This window comes from Citrifermentans bemidjiense Bem, assembly GCF_000020725.1.
In the GTDB taxonomy this organism is placed as follows: Bacteria; Desulfobacterota; Desulfuromonadia; order Geobacterales; family Geobacteraceae; genus Geomonas; species Geomonas bemidjiensis.
Genome location: NC_011146.1, coordinates 1,414,059 through 1,439,891, shown reverse-complemented (window position 1 = coordinate 1,439,891; position 25,833 = coordinate 1,414,059). Strand labels below are relative to the sequence as shown.

The 25,833-nt window shown below is 61.6% G+C and carries 22 protein-coding genes; 11 read left to right on the top strand and 11 right to left on the bottom strand.

Annotated features, from left to right (window positions below; genetic code table 11):
* Positions 1–433: 433 nt before the first annotated feature.
* The 4 genes from mscL to hcp form a co-directional block, all read right to left on the bottom strand.
* Positions 434–838 carry a large-conductance mechanosensitive channel protein MscL gene (mscL, locus tag GBEM_RS06240; RefSeq protein ID WP_012529672.1) on the bottom strand — a complete coding sequence of 135 codons (405 nt, stop codon included), beginning with the start codon at positions 836–838 and terminating at the stop codon, positions 434–436.
* A 71-nt stretch (positions 839–909) separates the two neighbouring features.
* Complete coding sequence (gene aqpZ, locus GBEM_RS06235; protein WP_012529671.1) at positions 910–1,602, bottom strand: aquaporin Z; 693 nt, start codon at positions 1,600–1,602, stop codon at positions 910–912.
* Positions 1,603–1,709: 107 nt separating this feature from the next.
* Positions 1,710–3,014, bottom strand: a complete 1,305-nt coding sequence (locus tag GBEM_RS06230; protein WP_012529670.1) for an OmpA family protein — start codon at positions 3,012–3,014, stop codon at positions 1,710–1,712.
* A 461-nt stretch (positions 3,015–3,475) separates the two neighbouring features.
* Entirely contained in the window at positions 3,476–5,125 is a 1,650-nt protein-coding gene (hcp, locus tag GBEM_RS06225; protein WP_012529669.1) for a hydroxylamine reductase, read from the bottom strand.
* Positions 5,126–5,334: 209 nt separating this feature from the next.
* Between hcp and GBEM_RS06220 the strand changes: the two genes are divergently transcribed.
* The 10 genes from GBEM_RS06220 (at position 5,335) to GBEM_RS06175 (ending at position 14,009) form a co-directional block, all read left to right on the top strand.
* A complete protein-coding gene (locus tag GBEM_RS06220) occupies positions 5,335–5,517 on the top strand; it encodes a hypothetical protein (RefSeq protein WP_012529668.1) in 183 nt (60 codons plus the stop codon).
* 380 nt (positions 5,518–5,897) lie between these two features.
* A complete protein-coding gene (locus GBEM_RS06215; protein WP_012529667.1) occupies positions 5,898–7,301 on the top strand; it encodes a cbb3-type cytochrome c oxidase subunit I in 1,404 nt (467 codons plus the stop codon).
* A 12-nt stretch (positions 7,302–7,313) separates the two neighbouring features.
* A complete protein-coding gene (locus tag GBEM_RS06210) occupies positions 7,314–8,174 on the top strand; it encodes a cbb3-type cytochrome c oxidase subunit II (protein ID WP_012529666.1) in 861 nt (286 codons plus the stop codon).
* Position 8,175: 1 nt separating this feature from the next.
* Positions 8,176–8,361, top strand: coding sequence for a cbb3-type cytochrome c oxidase subunit 3 (locus GBEM_RS06205; RefSeq protein ID WP_012529665.1), 186 nt, complete (start codon positions 8,176–8,178; stop codon positions 8,359–8,361).
* Positions 8,345–8,836 (top strand): c-type cytochrome, encoded by a 492-nt coding sequence (locus GBEM_RS06200; protein WP_012529664.1) that lies wholly within the window; start codon positions 8,345–8,347, stop codon positions 8,834–8,836. The genes GBEM_RS06205 and GBEM_RS06200 overlap by 17 nt, the downstream gene beginning before the upstream one ends.
* Positions 8,833–10,056 carry a 4Fe-4S dicluster domain-containing protein gene (locus GBEM_RS06195; protein WP_012529663.1) on the top strand — a complete coding sequence of 408 codons (1,224 nt, stop codon included), beginning with the start codon at positions 8,833–8,835 and terminating at the stop codon, positions 10,054–10,056. Before GBEM_RS06200 ends, GBEM_RS06195 begins: the two co-directional genes overlap by 4 nt.
* Before the next feature lie 16 nt (positions 10,057–10,072).
* Positions 10,073–10,534, top strand: a complete 462-nt coding sequence (locus tag GBEM_RS06190; protein WP_012529662.1) for a FixH family protein — start codon at positions 10,073–10,075, stop codon at positions 10,532–10,534.
* Positions 10,531–12,951: a heavy metal translocating P-type ATPase gene (locus GBEM_RS06185; RefSeq protein ID WP_012529661.1), complete on the top strand. Its 2,421-nt coding sequence runs from the start codon at positions 10,531–10,533 to the stop codon at positions 12,949–12,951. Before GBEM_RS06190 ends, GBEM_RS06185 begins: the two co-directional genes overlap by 4 nt.
* Positions 12,944–13,105, top strand: coding sequence for a cbb3-type cytochrome oxidase assembly protein CcoS (gene ccoS, locus GBEM_RS06180; protein ID WP_012529660.1), 162 nt, complete (start codon positions 12,944–12,946; stop codon positions 13,103–13,105). The genes GBEM_RS06185 and ccoS overlap by 8 nt, the downstream gene beginning before the upstream one ends.
* A 244-nt stretch (positions 13,106–13,349) precedes the next feature.
* The gene (locus tag GBEM_RS06175; protein ID WP_012529659.1) at positions 13,350–14,009 is read left to right on the top strand and encodes a sulfite exporter TauE/SafE family protein; all 660 of its coding nucleotides are present in this window, start codon (positions 13,350–13,352) and stop codon (positions 14,007–14,009) included.
* Here GBEM_RS06175 and GBEM_RS06170 read toward each other — a convergent pair.
* Together GBEM_RS06170 and GBEM_RS06165 are read right to left on the bottom strand one after the other, a co-directional pair.
* Positions 13,905–14,954: a diguanylate cyclase gene (locus GBEM_RS06170; protein ID WP_012529658.1), complete on the bottom strand. Its 1,050-nt coding sequence runs from the start codon at positions 14,952–14,954 to the stop codon at positions 13,905–13,907. The genes GBEM_RS06175 and GBEM_RS06170 overlap by 105 nt on opposite strands.
* On the bottom strand, positions 14,954–18,643 hold the full coding sequence (locus GBEM_RS06165; protein WP_012529657.1) for a PAS domain S-box protein: 3,690 nt from the start codon (positions 18,641–18,643) through the stop codon (positions 14,954–14,956). The genes GBEM_RS06170 and GBEM_RS06165 overlap by 1 nt, the downstream gene beginning before the upstream one ends.
* A gap of 224 nt (positions 18,644–18,867) precedes the next feature.
* Between GBEM_RS06165 and GBEM_RS06160 the strand changes: the two genes are divergently transcribed.
* A complete protein-coding gene (locus tag GBEM_RS06160) occupies positions 18,868–20,166 on the top strand; it encodes a 4Fe-4S dicluster domain-containing protein (RefSeq protein WP_012529656.1) in 1,299 nt (432 codons plus the stop codon).
* Between the two features lie 59 nt (positions 20,167–20,225).
* Here the strand turns inward: GBEM_RS06160 and GBEM_RS06155 are convergent, their stop codons facing one another.
* The 5 genes from GBEM_RS06155 to recD2 form a co-directional block, all read right to left on the bottom strand.
* Positions 20,226–20,843: a LysE family translocator gene (locus tag GBEM_RS06155; RefSeq protein WP_012529655.1), complete on the bottom strand. Its 618-nt coding sequence runs from the start codon at positions 20,841–20,843 to the stop codon at positions 20,226–20,228.
* Between the two features lie 26 nt (positions 20,844–20,869).
* A complete protein-coding gene (locus GBEM_RS06150; protein ID WP_012529654.1) occupies positions 20,870–22,192 on the bottom strand; it encodes an MFS transporter in 1,323 nt (440 codons plus the stop codon).
* Positions 22,193–22,258: 66 nt separating this feature from the next.
* The gene (locus GBEM_RS06145; protein ID WP_012529653.1) at positions 22,259–22,819 is read right to left on the bottom strand and encodes a formylmethanofuran dehydrogenase subunit E family protein; all 561 of its coding nucleotides are present in this window, start codon (positions 22,817–22,819) and stop codon (positions 22,259–22,261) included.
* Positions 22,813–23,514: an aspartate/glutamate racemase family protein gene (locus tag GBEM_RS06140; RefSeq protein ID WP_012529652.1), complete on the bottom strand. Its 702-nt coding sequence runs from the start codon at positions 23,512–23,514 to the stop codon at positions 22,813–22,815. Before GBEM_RS06140 ends, GBEM_RS06145 begins: the two co-directional genes overlap by 7 nt.
* Entirely contained in the window at positions 23,511–25,706 is a 2,196-nt protein-coding gene (gene recD2 / locus GBEM_RS06135; protein ID WP_012529651.1) for an SF1B family DNA helicase RecD2, read from the bottom strand. Before recD2 ends, GBEM_RS06140 begins: the two co-directional genes overlap by 4 nt.
* Positions 25,707–25,833: the final 127 nt, after the last annotated feature.

Sequence of the window (25,833 nt, the reverse complement as noted above, 5' to 3'; positions counted from 1 at the left end):
GCTTAACTATGTAATTAAAGGGAAATTGCCGTCATCCCCCCTCGTCGCCGTACAACATTAAAAAGATTTGTCGATCATATTGGCGTAACCCGCTGATATCACACACTGTAACGACCGGATTTTGTGCCAATTGGGGGGATGGACAGAAAACTGTCCATCCCCCCTTCCCATCTGAATGGAACATGCATACGCTACTCATATGCAAATTTCATTTGTTCCAGCTAAAACAACCGCAATATATAGAGATCTACCATCACTGTCAAAGGTGAAGTGCGGATTGTCTTAGCCGGCAATGGCGCACACAAAAAAAGGCGCCAGGTCGTGGGACCTGGCGCAAAAGGAGCTACGCCTTACTGTTGCTTCTCGCGGCTCTATCTTCTACCCCCAAATTATGCTTTGTAAGCCAATCCTCGCAGCATCTTGAACCGATGTATTATCTGTTGCTTTTAAGCAGGTCCCTGATCTCAGTAAGCAGTATTTCTTGTTGTGTCGGTGCGGGGGGGACCTCCGGCGCTGCAGCTTCTTTCTTCTTGAGCGTATTTATTGCCTTGACTGCTGCGAAAACTGCCATGGCAATGATAGTAAAATCCACGACTGTTTGTATAAACTTGCCGTAACTAATCAGCACAGGTGGCTTTTTGTCAACCGCTTCTTTAACAACGATGGAAAGTTGTGAAAAATCAACGCCTCCCAGAAGAACTCCGATTGGCGGCATAACAACATCTCCGACGAACGACGATACTATTTTGGCAAATGCCGCACCAATTATAATACCGACCGCCATATCGACGACGTTCCCTTTTACGGCAAATTCCTTGAACTCTTTAACGATGCTCATAGTCACTACCTCCGAAAGAAGTATGGGTGAAAATCCATTCGCAATTCGACAAGATGAGTGTTTAGCGGCATCTATTCATCGCCGGAGCCGATAAACCGGTAAATACTGCCGCCAGCTATTGCTCCGATAATTGGGGCCACCCAAAAGAGCCACAATTGTGAAATGGCCCATCCTCCGACGAATATGGCAACCCCGGTACTGCGTGCCGGATTTACCGACGTATTGGTGATCGGAATGCTTATGAGGTGGATCAAGGTAAGTCCCAAACCGATGGCTATCGGCGCAAACCCTTGTGGTGCACGTTTGTCGGTCGCGCCCATGATGATAAATAGGAACATCATGGTCATCACGATCTCTGTAACGAACCCGGCTAATAGCGAATACCCACCCGGAGAATGCTCCCCATAGCCATTTGAAGCAAAGCCGGCAGCAACATCGAACCCTATTTTCCCGCTGGCAATGAGGAACAGTACAGCAGCACCTGCAATGCCTCCAAGCACTTGGGCTATGATGTACGGCAGAAGTTCTTTAGCCGGGAAGCGTCCTCCGGCGAAGAGGCCGATGGAAACAGCTGGGTTAAGATGGCACCCCGAAATATGCCCAATGGCGTAGGCCATAGTGAGAACAGTCAATCCGAAAGCCAGCGCGACACCATGCAATCCAATCCCGACATTCGGGAATGCCGCAGCAAGTACCGCACTACCACAACCTCCAAGAACCAACCAGAATGTACCGATGAACTCAGCGCAAAGTCGCTTTGACATTGTACTTCTCCTTTCTGGGTGAGGGTGCCATGCCATGGTGATAGCAAAACACCCTCTTAGAAATATTCCAAAAGGGTGTTTGCTTGTCAGCAGCCGTAGCGTTATTGCTACTTGTTGTTGCAGTTAAAGTTGGATTCGATACGCCGATTCTTTGCTTTCCCCGCTTTATCCTTGTTGCTGGCAACGGGCTTTGTAGGACCATAGCCTACTGCTTTAATCCGCTCAGGTGCGATCCCGAATTCTTTGATAAGAGAATTACGGATCGTATCTGCACGCGATTGAGACAGTTTCATATTAAGAGCTTTCGGTCCAACGTTGTCGGTATGCCCCTCAATGACACCAGTGGCATTGGGGAACTCGTTCAAGAAGTCAGCTAAAGCTTTCAATTCAGGGCGATACTGGGGCTTGAGGTCGGCCTTGTTGGTATCGAACTGGATGTTTATGACAGCAGGGCTGCACAGCTTCGGAGCAGGAGCAGGGGGCGCAACCACTACTGGAGCAGGAGCAATCACCGCGACTTTGGCTGCACTATTAGCGGTGCCACCGGCGCCATTGCAGGTTATGGTGTACTCAGTATTGTCAGCAGGGACAACCTTGACGGTACCCTGAGGCTTAACAGAGCCAACTTCCGGCTGAATTTCACAATTGGTGGCGTTGCTCGACTTCCAAGTCAAAATGGCGGCTTCGCCTTTGGTAATCGAACCCGGTGTAACCGTCATGTCTGCAGAAGGAGCGGGGGGGGCGGGAGGCGGCACAGGAGCTACTACAGGAGCCGGAACAGGCTTTTGCACAGGAACGGGTTCAACAACCGGCTTTGGTGCAGGTGCAGGTGCCGGAGCCTTTACCGGTGCCGGAGCTGCCTTGTCGCCAAACAGGAAGGTCAGGCCGGCGGTGTACTCCCAGTTGTATTTAGGCTTGTCCGGACTTTCCAATACGAACAGCTGGCGAGCGTCAGCCCGCAACGCGACCGAGTCGGTAACAAAGTACTTGATGCCCCCACCGGCATTGATGGTTGCGTCAGTAGTTCTGTCACTGACTTCAAGCCCATCGCGGCCGTGACCGTAGGTAATCCCGCCACCTCCCACTGCAAGGTACGGTACCAGCGGTCCATCCGGCAAAAAGTTGTAGAGGACGTCCAGTCGATAGGACAAGGCATTGACACTTCTGTCATTACGTGTCCCTTCGGTCGCTAAGTAATCAGCAACAGCTTCGACTTCCCAGTTCTTTGTCAGGTCATAGCCCAGGCGCAGCCCAAACACAGGTGCCGTTTCCAAGTGCTGCTCCCCATCGAACGTATAACCGCCGACAAAAGGAGAAATTGAAAATGCCCCCTCTCTTTCTCCGGCAACAGCTGTAGTTGCCATGGTAAGTACAGCAGCACAGGTTAGCATCGATGAAACAATCTTTTTCATACGTCCTCCTTTTCCGAAATAAAATTAAATGCCGAACTATATAAGCTGCACGGCATTCTGAATAACTGGTGGTGTATCATACATAGGATCAAGTGGATACCTGAAAATTACTTCATCGTATCTGACTTTAGATAAAACCGCTCGATAATCTCCTGATTTGCTTCCTGCTACAGATTTAGTAGGGCACCCATGTCACCAGTTCTTTATATGTAATACATTTTTTATCCAGTAAAACTTCTTCTATCTTTTCTGTTTTCTAGCACGTACTTCTTCGGCCGGGGTGTTGCTAAGGTGCTGGCAATGGTGATAGAAAAACCTATGCAGCAGGGCACGCTCAAAAAGGCGCCAGGTCGTAGGACCTGGCGCTAAAGGAGCTACTACCTCTTCTTGTTTCTTGTTACTTCTTGCCGCCTCTGCCACTGCTGACCTGTAGTCCGCTTCCCCTGTCGGAAAAGGCTTTATTACTGCCCGAGGCTCGCCTTGAGGTCGGCATCGACCGTGCTGATCTGGCCGATGTTGAAGTTGCTGACCAAAAACTGCAGCACGTTCGGCGAGAGATAGGCGGGAAGCATCGGACCGAGCTTGATGTCCCTGATCCCCAGGTACAAAAGCGAAAGCAGGATGACGTGCGCCTTCTGCTCGTACCAGGAAAGGATGAAGCTAAGCGGCAGGTCGTTGACGCCGCAGTTGAAGGCTCCGGCGAGGGCCAGGGCGATCTGCACTGCGGAGTAGGCGTCGTTGCACTGCCCCACATCGAGAAGGCGCGGGATGCCGCCGATATCGCCGAATTCGAGCTTGTTGAAACGGTACTTGCCGCAGGCAAGGGTAAGGATGATGCAGTCTTTGGGGACCTTCTCGGCGAACTCGGTGTAGTAGTTGCGGCCGCTCTTCGCGCCGTCGCAGCCGCCGATCAGGAAGAAGTGCTTGACCGCTCCCCCCTTCACCGCCTCGATGACCTTGTCCGCCACCCCCAGGACGGCGTTGTGCCCGAAGCCAGTCAGGATCTCCTTGCCGGGAGCGTCCGGGAGGTCCGGGCACTCAAGGGCCTTGTTGATCACCTCGTCGAAGTGCCAGCCGGCGATGTGCTTCACCCCGGGCCACCCTACCTCGCCCCAGGTGAAGAGGCGGTCTTTGTAGCTGTCGGCGGGGCGCTGGATACAGTTGGTGTTGAAGATGATGGCGCCGGGGAAAGCCTGGAACTCCTTGTGCTGGTCCTGCCAGGCGCCGCCGAAGTTGGCGTAGAGATGCGGGTACTTCTTCAGGGCAGGATAGCCGTGGGCGGGGATCATCTCGCCGTGGGTGTAGATATCGATCCCCTTCCCTTCGGTCTGCTTGAGGATCTCCTCCAGCATGCGCAGGTCGTGGCCGGAGACCAGTATCCCCTTATTCTTGCGGGTGCCGAGCTGCACCTTGGTCGGGACCGGATGGCCGTAGCGCTCGACGTGCCCCTCGTTGAGTATTCCCATCACCTTGATGTTGAGCTTGCCGCACTCCATGGCGATGCCGACGAAGTCCATCAGCCCCTTGTCGGTGTCGGTGGTGGCGGCGAGCGCGCTGTGGAAGAAGGCGAATACCTCCTCGTCGGTCTTGCCGAGGATGCAGGCGTGGTTAGCGTAGGCGGCCATACCCTTCAAGCCGTAGATGATGATTTCGATGGAGGAGAGGATGTCGGGATCGCTGTGCTGGCTCATGACTCCGCAGTTTTTACCCTGCGCCACCAGACCTTCCAGCGTATCCGCTATCACCCACGCGGCGGGACCGTCGGTGATGGCCGCGGGAGACGCCCCATGCTTCTCGCGCCAGGCTCCCTCGTACAGTGCTTTGACCTGTTCCTTCAGGTCGTAGCACCTTCTCAGCTTGCCGGCCAGCTGCACCGGATCGAAATCCACGTTGGTGACCGTGGTGAAGAGCCCTTCGATGAGATACATGTCGGCGACAGTATTGCGCGCATCCAGGGCACGCGCCTTGTCCGCATAGATCGCGAGCCCCTTGAGACCGTGGAGCAACAGATCCAGCAGGGCGGCTACCTCGGGACTTTTCCCGCAGACACCCATGACGTCGCATCCGGTTCCCTTGGCGGCCTGCTCACATTGGCGGCAAAACATGGACATATTATTTCCCCCTTTTGGCATTATAGTAATAGAAGATAACGAAATACGATCTACTATAACGACTAAGAATGTCATTTCAACCCTCGACCCAACCAAATATGGATTAATTTAAACTAATAATAGTTCTTGCCCTTTGCAATGAGAGAGGGTGACACCTGTCCTAGCCCGTTCATAGACAAAGGAAGCCAACATCTAAGGGAGATCCAGCAATGTCCAAGGAAGAGAAGCCGCTATGCAAGTGGGACAAGGAAGAAATAAAGGATAACCTGAAGGAATTGAAGAAACTGGTGTCGGCACCGCGCTTCGTCTGTCGCAAGTGCGCCCGCGCGGCGCGCAAGGAGGCGGTGCTCTGCAAGCCGGAACCGCTGGATGAGAAGAAAGGGGAGAAGTAGCGTCACGGGGGGGGAGTTGGCATAGCAAGACGAACAATAGAAGAATTCCGCCTCCTGCATAGAAGTAGATGAATCGCGGGTGCTCAAGGATGTCTCCTCCCGGTCATTGCTGTGCCAGCATGGTGACATTGTCGCCGTGCGTCCCTCATCCCGGGCAACAGTGATCCCAACGTATACCGATTCGTCACTTGCTAAACTCGGTTTGCACCATAAACTAACAAGTTGTTGCCGACTGGTTACTCTCAAACCATCTGCCACAGACAAAGCAGATACTGGAAAAGCAGGAAGGTTTAACGGTTTATGACTGGCGATCGCGAAGCTGGAGCGAACGTCGTAACGGCTGAAAGATTGATTTCCCACTCCATATCGAGGAGGCTGGCATGAATCAACAGGAAGGGTACGCGGACGACGTCGTCAAGGGGTTCATCACCTGGAGCATGGTGTGGGGTCTCGTGGCGGTCCTGGTCGGCGTGCTGATCTCGTTCCAGATCGCTTTCCCGCAGTTGAACCTCCCCCCCTACCTCACCTACGGACGGCTGCGCCCGATCCACACCAACGCCGGGATCTTCGGCTGGGGGATCGGCAGCTTCATGGCCTTTTTCTACTACATCACCCAGCGCCTCACCCGTACCGGCATCTGGAGCCCGGGCCTCGCCCGTGTCCAGCTCTGGCTCTTCAACCTGGCCATAGCGCTCGCCGCGGTGACGCTGGCTCTCGGCATGAACCGCTCCAAGGAGTACGCCGAGCTGGAATGGCCGGTGGCGAGCCTGGTGGTGGTGGTATGGGTCATCTTCGCGATCAACATCGTCATGACCATCGTCAAGCGCCGCGAGGAGCAGATGTACATCTCGCTTTGGTACATCCTGGCCACCCTGGTCGGCGTCGCGGTGCTCTACCTGGTGAACAACGCCTCCATTCCCGTGTCGCTCACCAAGTCCTACTCCGCCTACGCGGGGGCCAACGACGCCAACGTGCAGTGGTGGTACGGCCACAACGCCGTCGCCATGGTGCTCACCACCCCACCGCTCGCCATCTTCTACTACTTCCTCCCGAAAGCGACCGGCGTCCCCATCTACAGCCACCGCATGGGCGTGATCGCCTTCTGGAGCCTCATCTTCATGTACCTTTGGACCGGAGCGCACCACCTGCTCTGGGCGCCGGTCCCCGACTGGGTGCAGACGCTCGCCATGGCCTTCTCGGTGATGCTGATCGCCCCCTCCTGGGCCGCGGTCTTCAACGGCTACTTCTCGATGAACGGCCAGTGGCACCAGATGCGTGAGAACTACCTGGTCAAGTTCCTCATCTTCGGCATCACCTTCTACGGGGCGCAGACGCTGCAGGGTCCCTCCCAGTCGATCAGGACCTTCTCCGCCTTCATCCATTTCACCGACTGGGTCCCGGGGCACGTGCACATGGGGACGCTGGGGTGGGTCTCGCTGGTCCTCTTCGCCGCGATCTACTACACCCTCCCCCGCATCTACGGCACAGAGATCTACAGCATCCGCCTGGCCAACGTCCATTTCTGGCTGGTGCTCACCGGGCAGCTCATGTTCTCGATCAGCATGTGGATCGCGGGGGTACAGCAGGCGGCGATGCTGAACGCGACCAACCCGGACGGAAGCCTCCACTACAGCTTCATGGAGACCATGATCGAGATCTATCCCTACTGGCACATAAGAGCCCTGGGCGGGGTGGTGTATCTCGCCGGACTTTGCGTGTTCCTCTACAACATCTGGAAGACCGTCGCCGGCGCCAAGACGCAGGGCGCCGCGCAGCCGGCCTAGGGAGGAGACGCCATGATAGAGAAAAAACCGATCGTTTTCCTGCTCCTGGCCACCGTCACCATCCTGGTCGGCACCGTCATCACCATGGTGATCCCCTTCCGGTGGATCAACGACCCGAAGCTTGCTATCGCCTCGGTGAAACCCTACACGCCGCTGCAGTTGGAGGGGCGCGACATCTACATCCGCGAGGGGTGCAACAACTGCCACACCCAGACGGTGCGCCCGCTCTTATCCGACGTGGAGCGCTACGGCGAGTACTCCAAAAGCGGCGAGTTCGTCTACGACCAGCCCTTCCTCTGGGGCTCCCGGAGAAACGGGCCGGATCTCGCCCGGATCGGCGGCAAGTACCCCGACGCCTGGCACGTGAAACACATGAAGGATCCCCGCTCCATGGTGCCCCGCTCCAACATGCCCGCCTATGCCTTCATGAACCAGCCGCTCGACTCAAGCCTTAGCGAGCGGAAGATGAAGGCGCTCAACTTCCCCTACACCCAGGCGGACCTGGACGCGCTCAAGGGGAAGACGGAGCTGGACGCCATGGTCGCCTACCTGCAGAAGGTCGGAAACGACATCCCCTGGAGAAAGACCGGCCGCGCCGCCGTGCTGGGCGAGCTGAAGAACCCCTACCAGGACAACATGTCCGTGCTCCCGGAGGGAAAGGCGCTCTATCGCGAGCATTGCGGCCAGTGCCACGGGGAGGAGTTGAAGGGCGAGGTGGGACCGGACCTGCGTGACATGGATAAGCCGGACGCGGCCATCTTCGGCACGATCTACAGCGGCACCCAGGCCGGCATGCCCGGCTTCGGCGACTCGCTAGGGAAGGATAGGACCTGGAAGGTGGTCACCTACATCAAATCCGTGCACAGGCGCTGATATGGATCTTGCGAGCATCTACTACCTGGGAGTCACCATCCTGCTCTTCCTCGTCTTCGCCGCCATCGTGGCACGGACCTACAGCAAAAAGCACAAGGCCAGCGGCGAGGAGCCGAAGTACCGGATGATGAACGATGACCACCCCGAAGAGAACGGCAAAGGAGGACGAGATGTCCGACGAAAATAAGGAGTACGACGGCATCAGGTACCGCCCGGAAAAGAAAACCCCGCTGGTCTTCAGGATCCTGTTCTACGGGCTCATCCTCTGGGCCGTCCCCTTCATGGGGTACTACCTGTTCAGCGGCTGGAGTTCCTACGCCGAGTTCGACACGATCAAGAAGGCCAAAGAGGCCCGGCTGGCGGTCCAGAAAGAGAAACTGGAGAAAGCGGCGCCGCGCAGCGCCAACGAGGAGATCAGAAGCACCGACCTTATCGCCGAAGGTAAGAAGGAGTTCGCCGAGCGCTGCGTCGCCTGCCACGGAGCGGACGGCAAAGGGGGCATCGGCCCCGACCTGACCCGCAAGCAATTCAAATACGGCAGGACCGCCCCGGACGTTACCAGCAGCATCGTCGACGGCCGTCCCGGGGGTATGCCCGGCTTCAAGAACGACCTCTCCGGCGAAAAAGTGCAGGGGCTCGTACAGTTCGTGCTGTCGCTTTGAGGCAAGGGAACAAGCGGAGCGGGCGCCTGGCCCCCTGGCGCGAAGGCGTACAGTGGCTGGCCTCGCTCCTCCTGCTGGCGATCCCGTTTTTCCAGATAGGGGGGCAATCCCTGCTGCGCCTGGATGCCGGCAGCAGGACCCTCCTCTTCTTCGGCGCAAGCCTCCGCATCGAGGAGTTCTACCTCTTCCTCATCGTGGTACTGATCCTGGTCTTTGGATTCTTATTCGTCACCATGCTCTTCGGTCGGGTCTGGTGCGGTTGGCTCTGCCCCCAGACCACATTGTGCGACTTGGCCGACTGGATGGACGCAAGGCTTGCAGGGCTTAAGCCCGCGCTCTGGCAACGGCTGGCGCGTCACCTTTCCTACCTCGCCCTCGCAGCACTCGTAGCCTGCAACCTGGTCTGGTACTTCATAGCGCCGCCGCAGTTTTTCCAGCGTCTCATAACCGGGGGTATCGGCCCCGTCGCAGGGACCACCCTCATCACCGTTTTGCTGCTGGTGTACCTGGACCTCGCCTTCGTGCGGCGGAGCTTCTGCAAGAGCGTCTGCCCCTACGGCAGGATCCAGCTCATGACCATGGAGCGCGGCACCCTGACGCTGGAATTCGACCCGGCCCGAAAAGATGCCTGCCTTCGCTGCGGCGCCTGCGTCAGGTCCTGCCCCATGGGGATCGACATCCGCGACGGCCTGCAGGTCGAGTGCATCAACTGCGGGCGCTGCCTCGACGCCTGCCGGGAAGTGATGGAGAAGCGCGGATGCTCCGGCCTCATCCGATACAGCTTCGGCAACCTGCCGGGGGAGCCGGTCCGACTGAACCGGAAGGCCCTCCTTTTGGGGGCGGTGCTGCTGTTATTGGCGTTAGCCTTGGCCGCAGGCGTCGCGGGGAGAAAGGAAGCGACCCTGAAGCTGCAGCGTAGCGCAGGCGCCGAGGTGAAGCGGCTCCCGGACGGCTCCCTGGTCAACTTCTACACGGTCTACCTGGAGAACCGCGCCACCCGCGCCGGTTTCTTCTCGCTGAAAGTGGCGCCGCTGCCGGGGCGCCAGATGGAGCTGATCGGGCCGGTGCAAGGGTTGCAGCTCGCTGCGAACCAGAACCGGAAGGTGGACCTGGCGCTCAAGGTGAAACCGGCGCCGGCGAGGGCGCTGAACGCCGAACTGAGGCTCGTGTCGCAAGGAAGGGTGCTGGCGGCGACGCCGCTCCCGGTGGCAGTGGAGTAACGACAAGGGAGAAAGCATGACCAAGCGCACCACCAAAACCACCTGCTGCTACCGGGTCGTCCTAGTGACGCTGTTCGGCATCTTCATCGCCGGCATGGCCGCTACCTTTTTCGCCTCCGGGATGCTTGCGAGCCGCGTCACCGATCCCGACTATTACCGCAACGGGCTCAACTACGACCGCACCCGAAGCGGCGCCAGGAACCCAGGGCTCAAATGGACCCTGACGGCGACGCTTGCCGGGCGCGACCTGCTGGTTCGCGTCTGCGACGAGAAGGGGGCGCCGGTTGCCGGAGGGAGCCTTTCCCTGCACCCCGGCAAAAAAACGGACAGCTCCGCGTTGCCGCTGCAGCTTGCCGAGAGCGCACCTGGGGTATTCCGGACTTCGTTGCCGGTATCCGCCCAGAGTGAGCTTCAGGGGGTGCTCCTCTTCACCAGGGGCGAGGCCAGCGCGAGCCAAAGGGTGGTGTTCTTCAATTGACGGCCGCCCAATTCCCATGCTTTCACTGCGGAGCCGAGATCCCCGCCGGGGCGCTGGTGGAGGAGCGCGCGGACGACGCTACCTTGAGCTTTTGCTGCCACGGCTGCCACGGCGCCTACCTCGTCATCAACGGGGCCGGGCTCGCGGACTTCTACCGGCGCAGGGAGTGGCGGGAGAGTGGCCTTTCCCCGCAGGCCTTCCAGGGGAAGTACCAGGAGAGCTACCTCGCCCGCTTCGTCTACCAAGCCGGCGCTGCGAGTGCCATCGACATCATCATCGACGGCATCCGCTGCGCCTCCTGCGTCTGGCTCAACGAAAAAATCATCGGGAGGATCGCCGGAGTACAAGAAGTCCGCGTCAACTACGCCACCGGAAGGGCGCGCGTACTTTTCGACGGCTCGCGCACCTCGCCGGCGCAGATCTTCTCCAGGATCGACGAGTTGGGCTACCTCCCCCGCCCCTACACCCGCAACGCAGCTAAAGAAGTGGCGCTGAACGAGCACAAGGATCTCCTCTTTCGTTTCGGCACCGCGGCCTTTCTCTCCATGCAGCTCATGGCCTATGCCTTCGCCCTTTACGCCGGCTACTTCCTGGGCATCGACGAGCAGATGAAGAATTACCTGCAGCTCTTCTCGTGGCTGGTGACGACGCCGGTGGTCTTTTACTGCGGCTGGCCCTTTCTTCGCGGCGCCTGGCGCGGCATCGTCAACGGCTCCCCCAACATGGAACTCCTCATCGCCACAGGCGCCCTCTCCTCGTACGGCTACAGCGTCTATGCGACCTTCGCCGGCGAGGAGGTGTACTTCGAGACCGCGGCGATGATCGTCACCCTGATCCTCATAGGGAGGCTCCTGGAAAATGCCGCCAAAAGGAGGGCCTCCAGCGGGATCGAGAGGCTCATGGAACTTTGCTCCGGTGAAGCGCAACGCTTCAAGGGAGACGAGCTGGAGCCGGTCGACCCCTCCCTTCTACGTCCGGGCGACCTGATCCTGGTTTCCCCGGGGGAACGCTTCCCCGTTGACGGCACCATAGCCGAAGAGGCCACGGACGTCGACGAGTCCGCCGCGACCGGCGAGCCGCTCCCCCTTTACAAGCAGGCGGGAGACCAGGTGATTGCGGGAAGCTGCAACCTGACCGGAGCCGTCCGGGTGCGCTGCGACAGGGAGGTGGAGGAAAGCTTCATCGCCCGCGTGGCGCGCCTGGTGGAGCAGGCGCAGAGCCGCCGCGCGCCGATCCAGCGCCTGGCGGACCGGATCAGCGGTTATTTCGTACCCGCTGTCCTCACCCTCGCCGTCGCCACCTTCTGCTGGCACTACTCGGTGGGTGGGGAGTTCGGCCCCAGCCTCATGACCGCCTTGGCCGTCGTCGTCATCGCCTGCCCCTGCGCCCTTGGCCTCGCGACTCCCACGGCCATCCTCGCCGGGACCGGCGCCGCCGCCTCCGCCGGGGTTATTTTCAAAGGGGGGGACATCCTGGAGCGGCTGAGCCGGGTCACCGTCGCCGTCTTCGACAAGACCGGCACCCTCACCTGCGGGACTCCCATGCTGGTTGACGTTCAGCCGGCGCAGGGACTTTCCCGCGGCGAGGTCCTGGCGCTCGCCGCTGCGGTGGAGCGGGGCTCGCTGCACCCCATCGCGAAAGCGGTGCGCGAGTACGCCGAGGCAAACGGCATCGCCTACCCGGTGGGAGAGGAGCTGGTGAGTCTCGCCGGCGGCGGGGTCACCGGCAGGGTCGCCGGGGAAGCGGTCGCCGTCGGCAGCATCTGTTTCCTGAAGCGGACCGGCGCCAGCGGCGTCCCCGAACGGGTCGAGTCGCCGGAGGGGGGGATCGTGGTAGGGGTTGCGCGCAGGGGGCGTTACTGCGGCGCGCTGGTGTTGAAGGACCGGATCCGGGAGGATGCGCCGGGGCTCGTTTCCTACTTCAAGAGGGGGGGGATCGGGACGCTTCTATTCAGCGGCGACCGGCAGGAGTGCACCGAAAAAGCGGCGCTGGCCGCCGGGATAGATAAGGCTTGGGGGGAGCTTTCCCCGGCGGAAAAGGCGGCGAAGATCGAGAGGTTGCGCGAGGAAGGGGGAACCGTCCTTATGGTGGGCGACGGCATCAACGACGCCCCGGCGCTTTCGGCTGCCGACGTCGGCTGCGCAGTCGCGGGGGGGACCGACATCGCCATGGAGACCTCCGACCTGGTGCTCGCCAAGCCCGACCTGGAGCGGCTGGCCGAGGCCCACCGGATGGCGCGGCGCACCATGGCCGTAGTGCGGCAGAATCTGGCCTGGGCTTTTCTCTACAACGTGGTCGGCGTCCCGTTGGCCATGACCGGGCGGCTGACGCCGGTGTATGCTGCAGCTGCCATGGCGCTCAGTTCGATTTGCGTGGTCGGCAACTCGCTCAAACTTATGAGGACAAGAAATGGCTAGCTCACTTATCGCCTTGATGGGGCTGTCGCTTTTTCTCGGATGCGCATGCTGGCTCGTCTTTCTCTGGGCGGTGCGGCGCGGGGAATTCCACGACATGGAGCGCCCCAAACACCGGATGCTGGATGAAGACGAGCGGGAGAAGAGGCGGAAGTAGGGAGGGGAGAGGCGCTGACAATTCAGGCTGCACTTCGACCGAGGACGGGTAGCGGGTCTCCCCCTCCCTTGACGGGAGGGGGTCGGGGGGTGGGTGAAGCTGCCAACAACGTCGCATATGGCGCCCTCCCCCCCCACCCCGACCCTCCCCCGCAAGGGGGGAGGGAGCTTAAAAGCTGCAAGTGATCACGTTGCGAAGCTTGAGCATGGGATCAGAGAACGTCGCAGAAGGAGCTGGAGGTTCGATGCTGGTAGTATGGTTGGCTTTTTTGGCGGGTGCGACGGGAAGCTTCCACTGCATAGGGATGTGTGGCGGAGTGGTGGCGGCCCTTTCTTTGAGGGACAACGAGGCGCCGCTACGCGCGCGCATCTTTTCCCAGCTCTGCTACAACCTCGGCCGGGTCGCCACCTACACCCTGCTCGGGGCAGTGGCCGGACTCGCCGGCTCCGCCCTTGACCTGGTGGCGCTCAAGTCCGCCTCCTTCTGGTTTCTCGCCGGCGCGAACCTGCTGGTGGTCATGATCGGCCTTAGCTCGGCACTCGGCCTCGACGCCCTGAAGCTCTCCGTCTTTGAAAGGGGTGCTGCGAGCTTCCTCTCCAAGCCGCTCAAGCGCGCGCTCTCAGCCCGGGCCCCGCTGGCGTCGCTTCCCCTGGGGCTCGTTCTGGGGCTCCTTCCCTGCGGCATGGTCTACGCGCCGCTCGTGGCCGCGGCGGGAACCGGCAGCGCACTGACCGGCGCCGCCACCATGGCGGCCCTGGGAGCGGGAACGATTCCCGTCATGCTCGGCTTCGGCACCGCGTCAAGCGCCATATCCGGTAAGCTTCACCAGGTCATGCTCCGGCTCGCAGGGGTCGCCGTAGCCCTCATGGGAATCGCCGGACTCTGGCGCGCATTGGGAAGATAGGGCGACCCTGTTTCTTCCTCCGGACTTGGCAAGGTACAGCGCCCGGTCAGCTTCCTTGATGAACCACTCGGCGTCCTGGCCCCGCGCCACGAGCCCTCCCGACACACCGACGCTTACGGTCACCACCCCCAGCTCCGACGCCTCGTGCGGCAGCGCCTTTTCCTGCAGCATCCGACGCAGCCGCTCCCCAAGCCCCTCGGCAATTTCCGGCCTGCTGTCCGGGAGCACGACGGCGAACTCCTCGCCGCCGTAGCGCGCCGGCACCTCCCCCGCCCTCTTGAAGCTTCCCTGGAGCAGTTCCCCGAAGGACTGCAGGCATTTGTCCCCGGCCACGTGCCCGTAATGGTCGTTGTAATTCTTGAAGAAATCGATATCGCACAGGATAAGGGAGAGGTAACGCCCGTTGCGCATGGCGCGCTGCACCTCCAGCCGCAGTGTCTCGTCGAAGTGCCTGCGGTTGGCGACGCCGGTCAGGCCATCGACCCGGGCCAGCACCTCCAGCGCCCGGTTCTTCTCCTCCAGTTGCGCGGTGAGCTGCTCCAAGAGGTCCGAGTTCCGCTTGAGCTGCAGGTGGTTTCTCACCCTGGCCAGCACGATGGGCGGGCTTATCGGCTTGGTGAGGTAGTCAATGGCCCCTGACTGCAGCCCCATGGCCTCGTCCTCCTCCTTACTCATGGCGGTGACGAAGATGATCGGGATCTTTGCGGTCAGCGGGTCCGCCTTGAGCACCCGGCAGACCTGGTAGCCGTCCATCCCCGGCATCATGATGTCCAAAAGGATCAGGTCCGGCAACTGCTGCTGCACGATGCGGATGGCGTCACCCCCGTTCTTGGCGAAAAGGACGTCGTACGCCCCTTTGAGGATGCTGTAAAGGATCTCGATGTTGGCCGGCGTGTCGTCGACGATCAGGATCTTCTGCCGCAAGCTTTCATTTCCGCTGCTCATTACGATATCTCCAGGTTTTGCATGATGTCCCGCAGGATGGTGCCGGCATCGCCGAAATCGAGCGACTGCAGCGTCGCTTCGAGCCGGTCCGCGAGTTCTCCGGTTACAAGCGGCCTCATCTCTTCCCAAAGGCCGAGCGCGTTCATGTTCTGGTCCTCCAAAAGGCGCTTCAACGCCCGCGCCAGGGCCGCTACGTGTTCCAGGTCCTGGGCGCAGACCTTGATCGTCTCCCCGCCCCCGGATGCCGTCCCGACGGCCCCGCCGTATTGCTCTTCCAGGAGGCGTATCGAGTCTAGGACCTCGTGGAGTTTCTCGTGGAAATTCTCCAGCGTCTGGTGCAAGAGCGAGGCGTCGTCGCCATTGAGCGCCATCTCCAGGGAGGCGGCAGCGCTGCAGAGCCTGGTGGCCCCCAGGTTGCCGCCGGACCCCTTCACCGTGTGGATCAGGCGCTTGGCCAGCTGCAGCTCCCCTTTCGCGGCTGCCTCGCCCAGCTGTGCCATGAGCGGCTCGTTCTCCAGCCGGAACCGAGCCAGAAGCCGCATCAGCTGCGGCGTCCCCTCCAGCGTCCGCAACGCCCGCTTCAGATCCAGCCCCGGCATCTGCTCGGGGAAGCCGGTCCGGTGCCAGTCCGCCTGCAGCGGGTCGGGCTCGACGGTCAGCTCCATAGGCCCGATCCAGCGCCTGAGAGTGGCGAAAAGCTGCGGCACGTCGATAGGCTTGCTCACCTGATCGTTCATCCCCGCCTCCAGGCAGAGCCGCCGCTCCTCGCTGAAGACGCTCGCCGTCATGGCGATGATGGGAAGCCGCGCCAGGGCGGGATCGAGCCGTATGCGCCGGGTCGCCTCCAGGCCGTCCATGACCGGCATGTGCACGTCCATGAGCACCGCGCGGTAGCAAGCCTGCGGCAGGTGCACCAGCGAGAGCGCCTCGGCGCCGTTGCGTGCCACGTCCACCTTGATCCCCCCCTTCTCCAGGATCAGCCTGGCCACCTCCTGGTTGATCAGGTTGTCCTCGACGACCAGGACCCGCACACCGGTCAGAGCCGGCTGCGTATCGCTATCCGGTTCCGGTCCCTCCCCCCCCGGCGCCGCCTGCGCCCCCGATGCCGCGGGGAGGGCTAAGTGGGCGATGAAGCTGAAGGTGCTGCCGCGCCCCGGCTCGCTCACCACCCACATCCGCCCCCCCATCAGCTGCACCAGCTCGCGGCTGATGGCAAGCCCCAAGCCGGTTCCGCCGTACTTGCGGGTGGTGGAGCTGTCCGCCTGGGTGAAGGGGGTGAAGACGGATTCCTGCTGCTCCGTGGTCATGCCGATCCCGGTGTCGGCGACGGAAAAGCGGAGCGTTACCTCCCCTTGCTCCTGCGCAAGGAGCGCCACCTCGACCTCGACCTTCCCCTTCTCGGTGAACTTGATCGCGTTGCTGGCGAGGTTCAAGAGCACCTGTCCGAGCCGCAGCGGATCCCCGAAGAGCTGCTCCGGGATATCCGCGCCGCACCTGGTAACGAACTCGATCGGCTTCTCCCTGAGTGTCGCCTGCGCCACCGTCTGCAGGTCGGAGAGGACCGCCGCCATGCGGAAGGGGGTGGTTTCCAGCACCATCCTCCCCGCCTCCACCTTGGAGAAATCGAGGATGTCGTTGATTACCCCGAGCAGCACCCCGGACGCCGTCTGCGCCTTCTCCAGATAGCTCTTTTGCGTCTCGGACAACTCCGTGTGCTGCAACAGGTAGAGCATGCCGAGCGCGGCGTTCATCGGCGTCCTGATCTCGTGGCTCATGTTGGCCAAAAACTCGCTCTTCGCGCGTGTGGCGGCCTCGGCGGCCTCGGTGGCCCGGATCAGTTCGGCCTCAGCCCGCTTTCTTTCGCTGATGTCGAAGAAGGTCACCACCCCCCCCACCAGTTCCCCGTCGTGCAGCTGCGGGTAGGACCAGTACTCGACCGCGAAAGAGGAGCCGTCGCGTCGCCAGAATACGTCGTCATCCTTGTGCACCCCTTCGCCTCCCCGGAGCACCTGGTAGGCGGCGCACTCCTGCACCGGGTTGGGCTTCCCCTCGGAGGTGGTGTGGTGCATCAGCAGATGCATGTTCTTCCCCAGCAGTTGGTCCGGATCCGCGTGGCCCAGGAGCCTCGCGCAGGAGGGGTTGGCGAAGGTGCAGTTGCCCATGAGATCGATTCCGAAGATCGCCTCCGCCGTCGATTCCAAAAGCAGGCGGATCTGCTCGTCGCTCCGGATCAGCGCTTCCTCGGCACGCTTTCTCTGCGTGATGTCTTCCATGACCCCGACGAAGTTGTTGATTTCGCCGCGGGGCGATTTCACGGGCGAGATGGAGACGCTCTCCCAGTAGAGTTCGCCGCTTTTCCTCTTGTTGCGGATCTCCCCATGCCATTCCTTCCCCGAGCGCAACGTGCCCCAGAGCTCCTCGTAGAATTCCTCCGGATAGCACCCCGTGCCGATTATCTCCCTCGGGTCCCTCCCCAGCGCATCCTCCGGCTGGTACCCGGTCACCTTGGTGAAGTTCGGGTTCACGTACTCGATCCCCCCCTGCGGGTCGGTGATCATCACCGTCACCGGGGCCTGATCTATGGCCAGCCGCAGTTCGCGCGCGGCCGTCCTCTGCCTTTGAAGCTCCTGCACCATGCGGTTGAAGGCAAGCGCCAGGGTGCCGATCTCGTCGCCGGTGCTGATAGCCACCGGTTCCAGCTCGCGCTCCTGGTCCCCCATTCCCTGCACGTGTCCGATGAAGGTCAATAAGGGCGACGTGAGGCGGCGCATGAAGAGGTGGGTGACGAGGACGGTTCCGCAAAGTGAGATGAAAAGCGCCACCGCCAGGAGCGTCTTCGCTTCCCTAAGCGGAGCGTACGCCTCCCGTTGCGGGAAGTTTGCCCCGAGGATCCACCCGGTGGAATTCAAGCGCTTGAAGGAACTGAGCGAGGGGACCCCGCGGGAGGTGATGGTGTCCCCCGCCCCTTCGAAGCCGAGCAGCGCCCGGTCCAGGAGGCGGTTCGCCCCGGGCGGTATGTCCTGCTTCATGATTCGGGCGCGGTCGGGGTGGACGATCATGGTGCGCTGGCTGTTGAAGAGATAGAGGTTCCCCTCCTTGCCGATGCGCACCCCGGCCAATTTTCCCAGGTAGTTGTCGGAGAGAAGGTCGATCATGCCGCCGATCAGGCCGTAGAGCCTGCCGCGGGAGTCCAACAGGGGGACGACGACGGCGACAGTGGGGTGGCCATGATGCTGGGTGGTGATGAAGGGTTCGGAGATGACGGTCTTTTTGGTCTGCAGCGCCTTTTGATAATACTCGCGGAAGGAGTAGTCCCTGCCGATCATATCCCGCTCCATGGGGTTGATCGCCAGCAAGACTCCCTCACGGGAGAAGAGCAACAGACCGCTGTCGAAGACGGCGAGGGCTTCAGGGTGCTGCTGCAGAAACTCCTGGGCCTTGTGCGGCTCATTGAGGACTTCGGGTTTGATGGTTCCGGCGAGGGCTTCCAGCTGCTTTTGGGTGCTGTGGATCCTGGCGTCGATCTCCCCGGCGATGGTGGAGACCATGCTGAACTGCTGGCCGAAAATGGTCGTCCGGAACTGTTGTTCGAGGTACCAGCAGGCGCCAAGGGTCAGCAAAGAGAGGATCAGAGCCACCAAAAGCGAAACCATGGCGCTCATCTTCGTCGTGAGGCTCAAATTTTTCATTTAGCCAGCGTTCCTTTCCCAGTGGCGCCGGACCAGCAGGCGTCGGTCGTTCTGCCTCTTTTCGGACCCATTTCCCAATTCCTTAATTAATAAATTACCTTGCCGACGGTCCAACATGCCCTCTCCCAGAGGGAGAGGGAGTAAAAACCGCCGGTTGTTGGCGGGTCTGCGGCTGCTACACTCTTGCATTGGCAATTTTTAATTTTTTTTACAAAGGGGACGCCATGGCAGAGCAAACGCAGGAGAACGGCTATCACCGGCTGATGCAGCGCGTGAACAAGTTCCCGCAGGGGGCGCCTCCCTCGGAGCTGTTGCTCAAGATCTACGCCCTTTTGTGCAGCGAGGAGGAGGCGAGGCTTTTGAGCCGGTTGCCGCTGCGCCCGTTTTCGGCGGCCAAGGCGGCGCGGGTGTGGCACATGGACAAGGAGGCGGCGCGGGGCAGATTGGAGCAGATGGCGTCGCGGTCGCTATTGCTGGACATCGAGCGGGACGGCAAGATGGTGTACGTCCTCCCTCCCCCCATGGCGGGGTTCTTCGAGTTTTCGCTGATGAGGCTGCGGCCGGACCTGGACCAGAAGCAGTTGGCCGGCCTCTTCTTCCGCTACATCAACGTGGAGGACGACTTCATCCGCGACCTTTTCGCCGGTGGGGAGACGCCGCTGGGGAGGGTGCTGGTGAACGAGGAGGCGATACCGGAGGAGAAGGTCTGCCAGGTGCTGGATTACGAGCGTGCCAGCGAGGTGATCAGGAGTGCTACCCACATAGCGGTCGGCCTTTGCTACTGCAGGCACAAGATGCTGCAGGTGGGAAAGGGGTGCCAGGCGCCCTTGGACATCTGCATGACGCTGAACCTCGCCGCCCAGTCCCTGATCAGACACGGCGCCGCCCGCAGCGTCGACGCCGTTGAAGGGCTCGACCTCCTGCAAAAGGCGCGGGACCTGAACCTCGTGCAGTGCGCCGACAACGTGCAGCGGCAGGTCAACTTCATCTGCCACTGCTGCGGCTGCTGCTGCGAGGGTATGATCGCCACCCGCCGCCTGGCGATTCCCAACGCCATGTACACCACAAACTTCATCCAGGCCACCGACCCCGCCCGTTGCGACGGCTGCGGCAGGTGTGTCGCCATCTGCCCGGTGGACGCCATCTCGCTTGTGCGCGAGCCGGAGGGAAGCGGCATGCCGGCAAAGGCCAGGTTGAATTCCGAACTCTGTCTTGGGTGCGGGGTCTGCGCGCGCAACTGCCACAATAAGGCGGTGCGTCTTGAGGCGAGGGAGAAGCGGATGCTGACCCCGGTCAACACCGCCCACCGGCTGGTATTGATGGCCCTGGAGCGGGGGAAGCTGCAGAACCTCATCTTCGACAACCAGGCCTACCTGAGCCACCGCGCCCTGGCCGCGATACTGGGGGCGATACTGAGGCTTCCCCCGGTGAAACGGCTCACGGCCAGCCGGCAGCTCAAGTCGCGCTACCTGGAGCGCTTGATGGCGGACGTCGAGGTCACCAGGTTTTACAGGTTCGAGTGAAGATGGGGACTGGCTCCGCCAGGTGCCTGTCCCCCTTTCATGTCCCCCTTCAGCCCACCCTAGATGAGCCCTAGAAGCACCAGCCCCTCCTTGAAAAGGAGCAGCGCGAAGAGGACGAGGAGCCCCCCGAGAAAACGCATGGTGTAAAGGTAGAGCCTGCCGGATAGAAATGCCTTCGACCTTCCCACCGCCACGGCGAGGATGATCTTGGCCCCGATAAGCGACAGGTAGAAGCTCAGCACGAAGGCGAAAAACGCGGTCCAGCCGACGTTGAGCGATTTGGTCAGAAGCGGCGCGCCGACGGTGATCCAGAACAGATAGGGGTGCGGACTGAGGAAATTGGTCAGCACCCCTTTTCTTAGCGACTTGGGCTGTTCTTTGGGGAGATCCAGCTGCACGGGGCGGGTACGGATGGAATCCCATCCGGTGGCTAGGACGAAGAGCCCTCCCGCCAGGGATACGCCCCCGAGTACGCCGTGGTAGCCGGAGACCTTGACCAAAAGGAGCAGCGTGGCGAGGACGATGGGAAGGTCGGTGACGACGGGCGACAGGGCGACCCGCACCCCGGACCTGGTCCCGTGGTGCAGCGTTTCGGAGATGACCAGCATGAGCAGCGGCCCGGGGGAGAACCCGGCGGAAAGACCTAGCACGAGCCCCGCGGTGAGAAAATCCAGCATGTTGAGACGGCACCTTTCCCCGCAGCTCAGCGCTCCTTATTCGGCATGGGCGGCTGTTCCGCTGCGGTTTCCATTCCTTCGGCAACTTCCTTGATGATCCCCATCTGCACATAGATCGGCCGCACCAGTTGCCTTATGCGCGGCAGGTTCCTGGCGAAGACCACCGCCCCGATGAGGCAGCAGATGGCCCCCAGGAGCAGGGTGTCCCTGGGGCCGATCATCCTGGTCATGGCGCCGGCGCCCAGGCTGCCGAAGGGCGCCATCCCCATGAAGGCGACGGTGAAAAAGCTCATCACCCGCCCCCGCTTGTCCTCCTCCAGGATGGTCTGCAGGATGGTGTTGCAGGAGGCGACGAGCGTCATGGCCCCGTAGCCGGCCACCACCAGGGAAGCTAGCGACAGCCACAGGGTCTCCGACAGCGCGAACCCGGCTACCCCCACGGCGAAGAGCGCCGCCGAGGCCACGATCAGCCTCCCCAGTCCCAGCACAGATCCGCGGGAGGCGAGGTAGACGGTGCCGGCCAAGGCTCCGCAACCGGCCGCGGTCATCAGAAAACCGAAGGTGTGGGCGCCGCCGTGCAGGATGTCTTTGGCGAAGACCGGGACCAGGACCGTGTACGGCATCCCTGTCAGGCTCATCAGGGCGATCAGGAGCAGGATGCTTCTTATCGGCGCAAAGCCGAAGGAATAGACGAACCCTTCCTTCAGTTCGTGCAGGACGTGCCGCCTGGGCTTCGCGCTTCCGGCGCGGGGCTCGATGCGCATGGCCGCGAGGGCCAGCAAGACTGCCAGGTAGCTCGCGCTGTTCAAGAGGAAGCAGATCCCCTCCCCCACCGAGGCGACAAGGAGACCGGCTACCGTCGGCCCGATCAGCCTCGCACCGTTCACCATGGAGGAGTTGAGGGCGATGGCGTTCCCCAGGTCGTCGCGGTGCGCCACCATCTCCACCACGAAGGATTGCCGGACCGGGATGTCGAAGGCGTTCACCATGCCGAGCACGAGGCTCAAGGCCACGATGTGCCAGACCTGGACCACCCCCAGCAGCACGGCCGCGGCCAGCACCGCCGCCTGCACCATGGCGAGGCCCTGGGTGAGCATCAGGATCCGCCTGCGGTTCCAGCGGTCCGCGAGCACCCCCGCCACCGGCGAGAACAGGAAGGTCGGTATCTGGCTGGTAAAGCCGACCACCCCCAAAAGGAAAGCGGAGCCGGTGAGGCGGTACACAAGCCAGCTCATGGCGACCTGCTGCATCCAGGTCCCGACCAGCGACACGCTTTGGCCCGCCACGAAGAGCCGGTAGTTCCTGGAGCGGAGCGCCCGCAGCAGGGTTTTCATTTTGGAGATGCCCATGGTCCCCTCCTTCGCCCGCTTCACCTTGAGGAGTACCGCCCGGCGCTGTCGCTGCGCCGTTTTCCGCTACTTGACCACCCTTACCTGAACCACCGCGACATCCGGCGCGTTCCGGAACCAGCACAGGATGTCCTCCACCGCCCTTTCCACCTGCAGCCGCTCAGGGGACCCCACCGGGAGCGCATTTCCCTTCCCCCTTAATTCCCGGAACTTCTTTGCCTTCTCTTCCGCGACCCTGGACAGATGAGCCTCGACCTGCCGCCCGTTCTTCTCCGCGGAGAGGAGCAGGCGGTTCTCGTTGGCGTCGACGACCTCGATGGCTTTGTTGCCGGCAGTCGTCCCCGCAGCGATCTGTACGCCGTCGATGGAGCAGTTATTGGCGAAGTACTTGGCCTTCAGCTTCCCTTCGCCTCCGGCGGCTTTAAGGGCGGTCTTCGCCGCCAAGCCGAGCCTCGCCCCGATGAGGGAACCGGCGCAGGCATGGCCGTGGAACCTTTCCAGCGTCTCGAAGATGGCGCCGTTGCCGCTACCTGCCGGGGCAATCCGCTCCAGCGCGGCGGCCCCAGAGGGAAGCAGCATCGTCAAGATAACCACGATTCCCTTCCTGAAATTACCTGCTACTACCATCTCTGCTCCTTCCTCGCGTACTCCACCACGCTTTCCACGTGAATCGCCGTCGTGTTCAAAAAAGGTATCCCGAATTCGTCCTTCAGCAGTATCAGCGGCAACTCCGTGCAGCCGAGGATGACGGCATCTATATGCTCCTGCTCCTTCATGCGCCCGATCACCGCCAGGAGGCCGTCTCGGGTCTCGTCCTTGAAGACCCCCAGTTCGATCTCGGTCATCAGCTTCTCCTGGATGTACTGCTGGTCGGCTGGCTGCGGGATCACCACGGAGATGCCGGCGGCCGAGAACGGCGCCGCGAAAAAGTTCTCCTCCATGGTGAACTTCGTTCCCAAGAGGCCTACCCGCTTCACCCCCAGCTCCTTCGCCTTTTCCAGGGTCGCGGTGACGATGCTGATAAGCGGGATGGGGGATTTCGCCTGGACTTCGTCGAAGACGACGTGCGGGGTGTTGGCGGAGATGAAGGCGAAATCGGCCCCGGCTTTCTGCAGAGCCTTAACCTTCGCCGTCAGGAGGTAGATGAGGTTACTCCACTCGCGCCGGGCCGCCAGGTCCAGCACCTCCTGGAGGCTTACGCTGTAGATGATGATCTCCGGGGTATCGAGGGTTCCGGCTCCCCTTGAGGCTTCGATGATGCGCTTGTAGTAATCAAGCGTAGCTTCCGGGCCCAGGCCGCCAATCATGCCAATGGTTTTCATGTTATCCCGTCTCCTTTCTGTCCGATCCTCCCCGCCAGCTTGGTCAGGCGGCGGTGGGACTTCTGGTTTTGCACCGCCATGGCGAGCGCCTTCTGCTCGCCGATCACCACCACGAGCTTCTTGCCGCGGGTGACGGCGGTGTACAGGAGGTTTCGCTCCAGCATGGTGTAGTGCTGCATGGCAAGCGGGATCACCACGGCCGTGTACTCGGACCCCTGGCTCTTGTGGATGCTGGTGGCGTAGGCAAGGCTCACCTCGTCCAGTTCGGCGAATGCATATTCCACCAGCCGGTCATCGAAGTCCACGATGAGGGCGCTTTCTTCGGAGCGGATCTCGACTATGCGTCCGATGTCCCCGTTGAAGACCTCCTTCTCGTAGTTGTTCACCGTCTGGATCACCTTGTCCCCGGGGGCGTAGCTGGTGCCGAAGCGCTCCACCTTCGGCTCGGCCCTGCCGTTCAGCACCCCCTGCAACTCGGCGTTGAGGGACCTGGTCCCGAGCCCCCCGCGGTTCATCGGCGTAAGCACCTGGACCTCGCGCACCGGATCGAAGCCGAAGCGCTTGGGTATCCGCTCCCTGACCACCTGCAGGAGCTTGTCGTGGATATCCTCGGGCGTCGCCGCCGGGATGAAGTAGAAGTCGGCGAGCTCCTTCCCCTCGTCCTTCAGCGGCAGCTCACCCCGGTTGATGCGGTGGGCGTTGACGATGATCCTGGAGCCTGCGGCCTGCCGGAAGATCTCGGTGAGCCGTACCGTCGGAACCGCGCCGGACTCGATGATGTCGGAGAGGACGCAGCCTGGCCCCACCGAGGGGAGCTGGTCCACGTCCCCCACGATGATGAGGCCGGCATGGTCGGGAATGGCGGGAAGGAGCTTGTTCATCAACACGACGTCGACCATGGACGCCTCGTCCATGACCAGGAGGTCGGTGTGAAGCGGGTTCTCCTTGCAGCGCTTGAAGCCGAAGGTCTGCGGGTCGAACTCCAAGAGCCGATGGATGGTCTTCGCCTCCATCCCGGTCGATTCGGCGAGGCGCTTGGCTGCCCTCCCCGTCGGCGCGCAGAGGGTGACCCGGAGCGGCCTTCTGCCGATGACACCCAGGATGCTGTTGACCAGCGTGGTCTTACCCACCCCCGGTCCGCCGGTCACCACGACCACCTTGCTCTTAAGCGCGAGCCGAATCGCATCGCGCTGCGAGGCGGAAAGGGTGATTCCTTTTTGGCTCTCCACCCACGGGATCGCCTCTTCGGCGACGATGCCGCCCCAAGGGGGCGTGCCGGCGCGAAGCCGGCAAATGCCGGAGGCTACGCCTACCTCCGCCTTGTAGAGCGGCGCCAGGAAGACGCAGGGGGAGCCGGAGATCTGGTCGGCGACCAGGTTCTCCTCGGCGAGTTCCGCCTCGATGGCGGATTCGATTACCGGTTGAGGGATCTCCAGCAGAGTAGCTGCGCTCTCGGCCAGTTCCGCCCGCAGGCTGGCGCAGTGCCCGCCGGCCGACATCTCCTGCAGCACGTGCCGCACCCCCGCCTGGGCCCGGATCATGGAATCGGGCGCTATCCCCAGCTTGGCAGCCAGGAGGTCGGCAGTCTTGAAACCTATGCCATGGATCTCCAGGGCCAGCCGGTACGGGTTTTCGGTCACCTTGAAGATCGCTTCGTTGCCGTAGCTCTTGTAGATCCTCACGGCGCGGGCGGTTCCAAGGCCATTGGACTGCAGGAACACCATGATGTCCCGGATCGCCTTCTGCTCCACCCAGGCGCCGGCGACCGATTCCATCCGCTTGCGGCCGATCCCCGGGAGTTCCAGGAGCCTCTCCGGGTGGTTCTCTATGACGTCGAAGACCGCCGCGCCGAACGATTTCACCAGCACCTTGGCGAAGTGGGCCCCGATGCCGTGCACCATGCCGCTACCCAGGTACTTCTCGATCCCTTCCAGCGTGGTGGGGGGAACCACCTTGATGTGCCCGGCCTTGAACTGCATGCCGTGGGTCCGGTCGTTGTGCCAGGAGCCGGTGCACTCAAGGTACTCCCCCGGCGTAACCGAGGCCGCGGCGCCCGTCACCGTCACCAGGTCGCGCTGCCCGGCAACCTTCACCCGCAGCACGCAAAACCCGGTCTCCTCGCTGTGAAAGGTGACGCGCTCCAGCGATCCGGAGAGCCTGTCGACGTTTTCTGTTGGGGGTGTCTCTTTCATGGCAGTTCCGTTCGGGCTCGGCAGCGGGATAGCCACAGGCAAGCCAGCTGAAATCGCATCAGTTTTTAAGGTTCTTCGAAGAATTCAGGGAAGAAGAGTCCCCCCTCCCTTGACTGGATGTATGGAC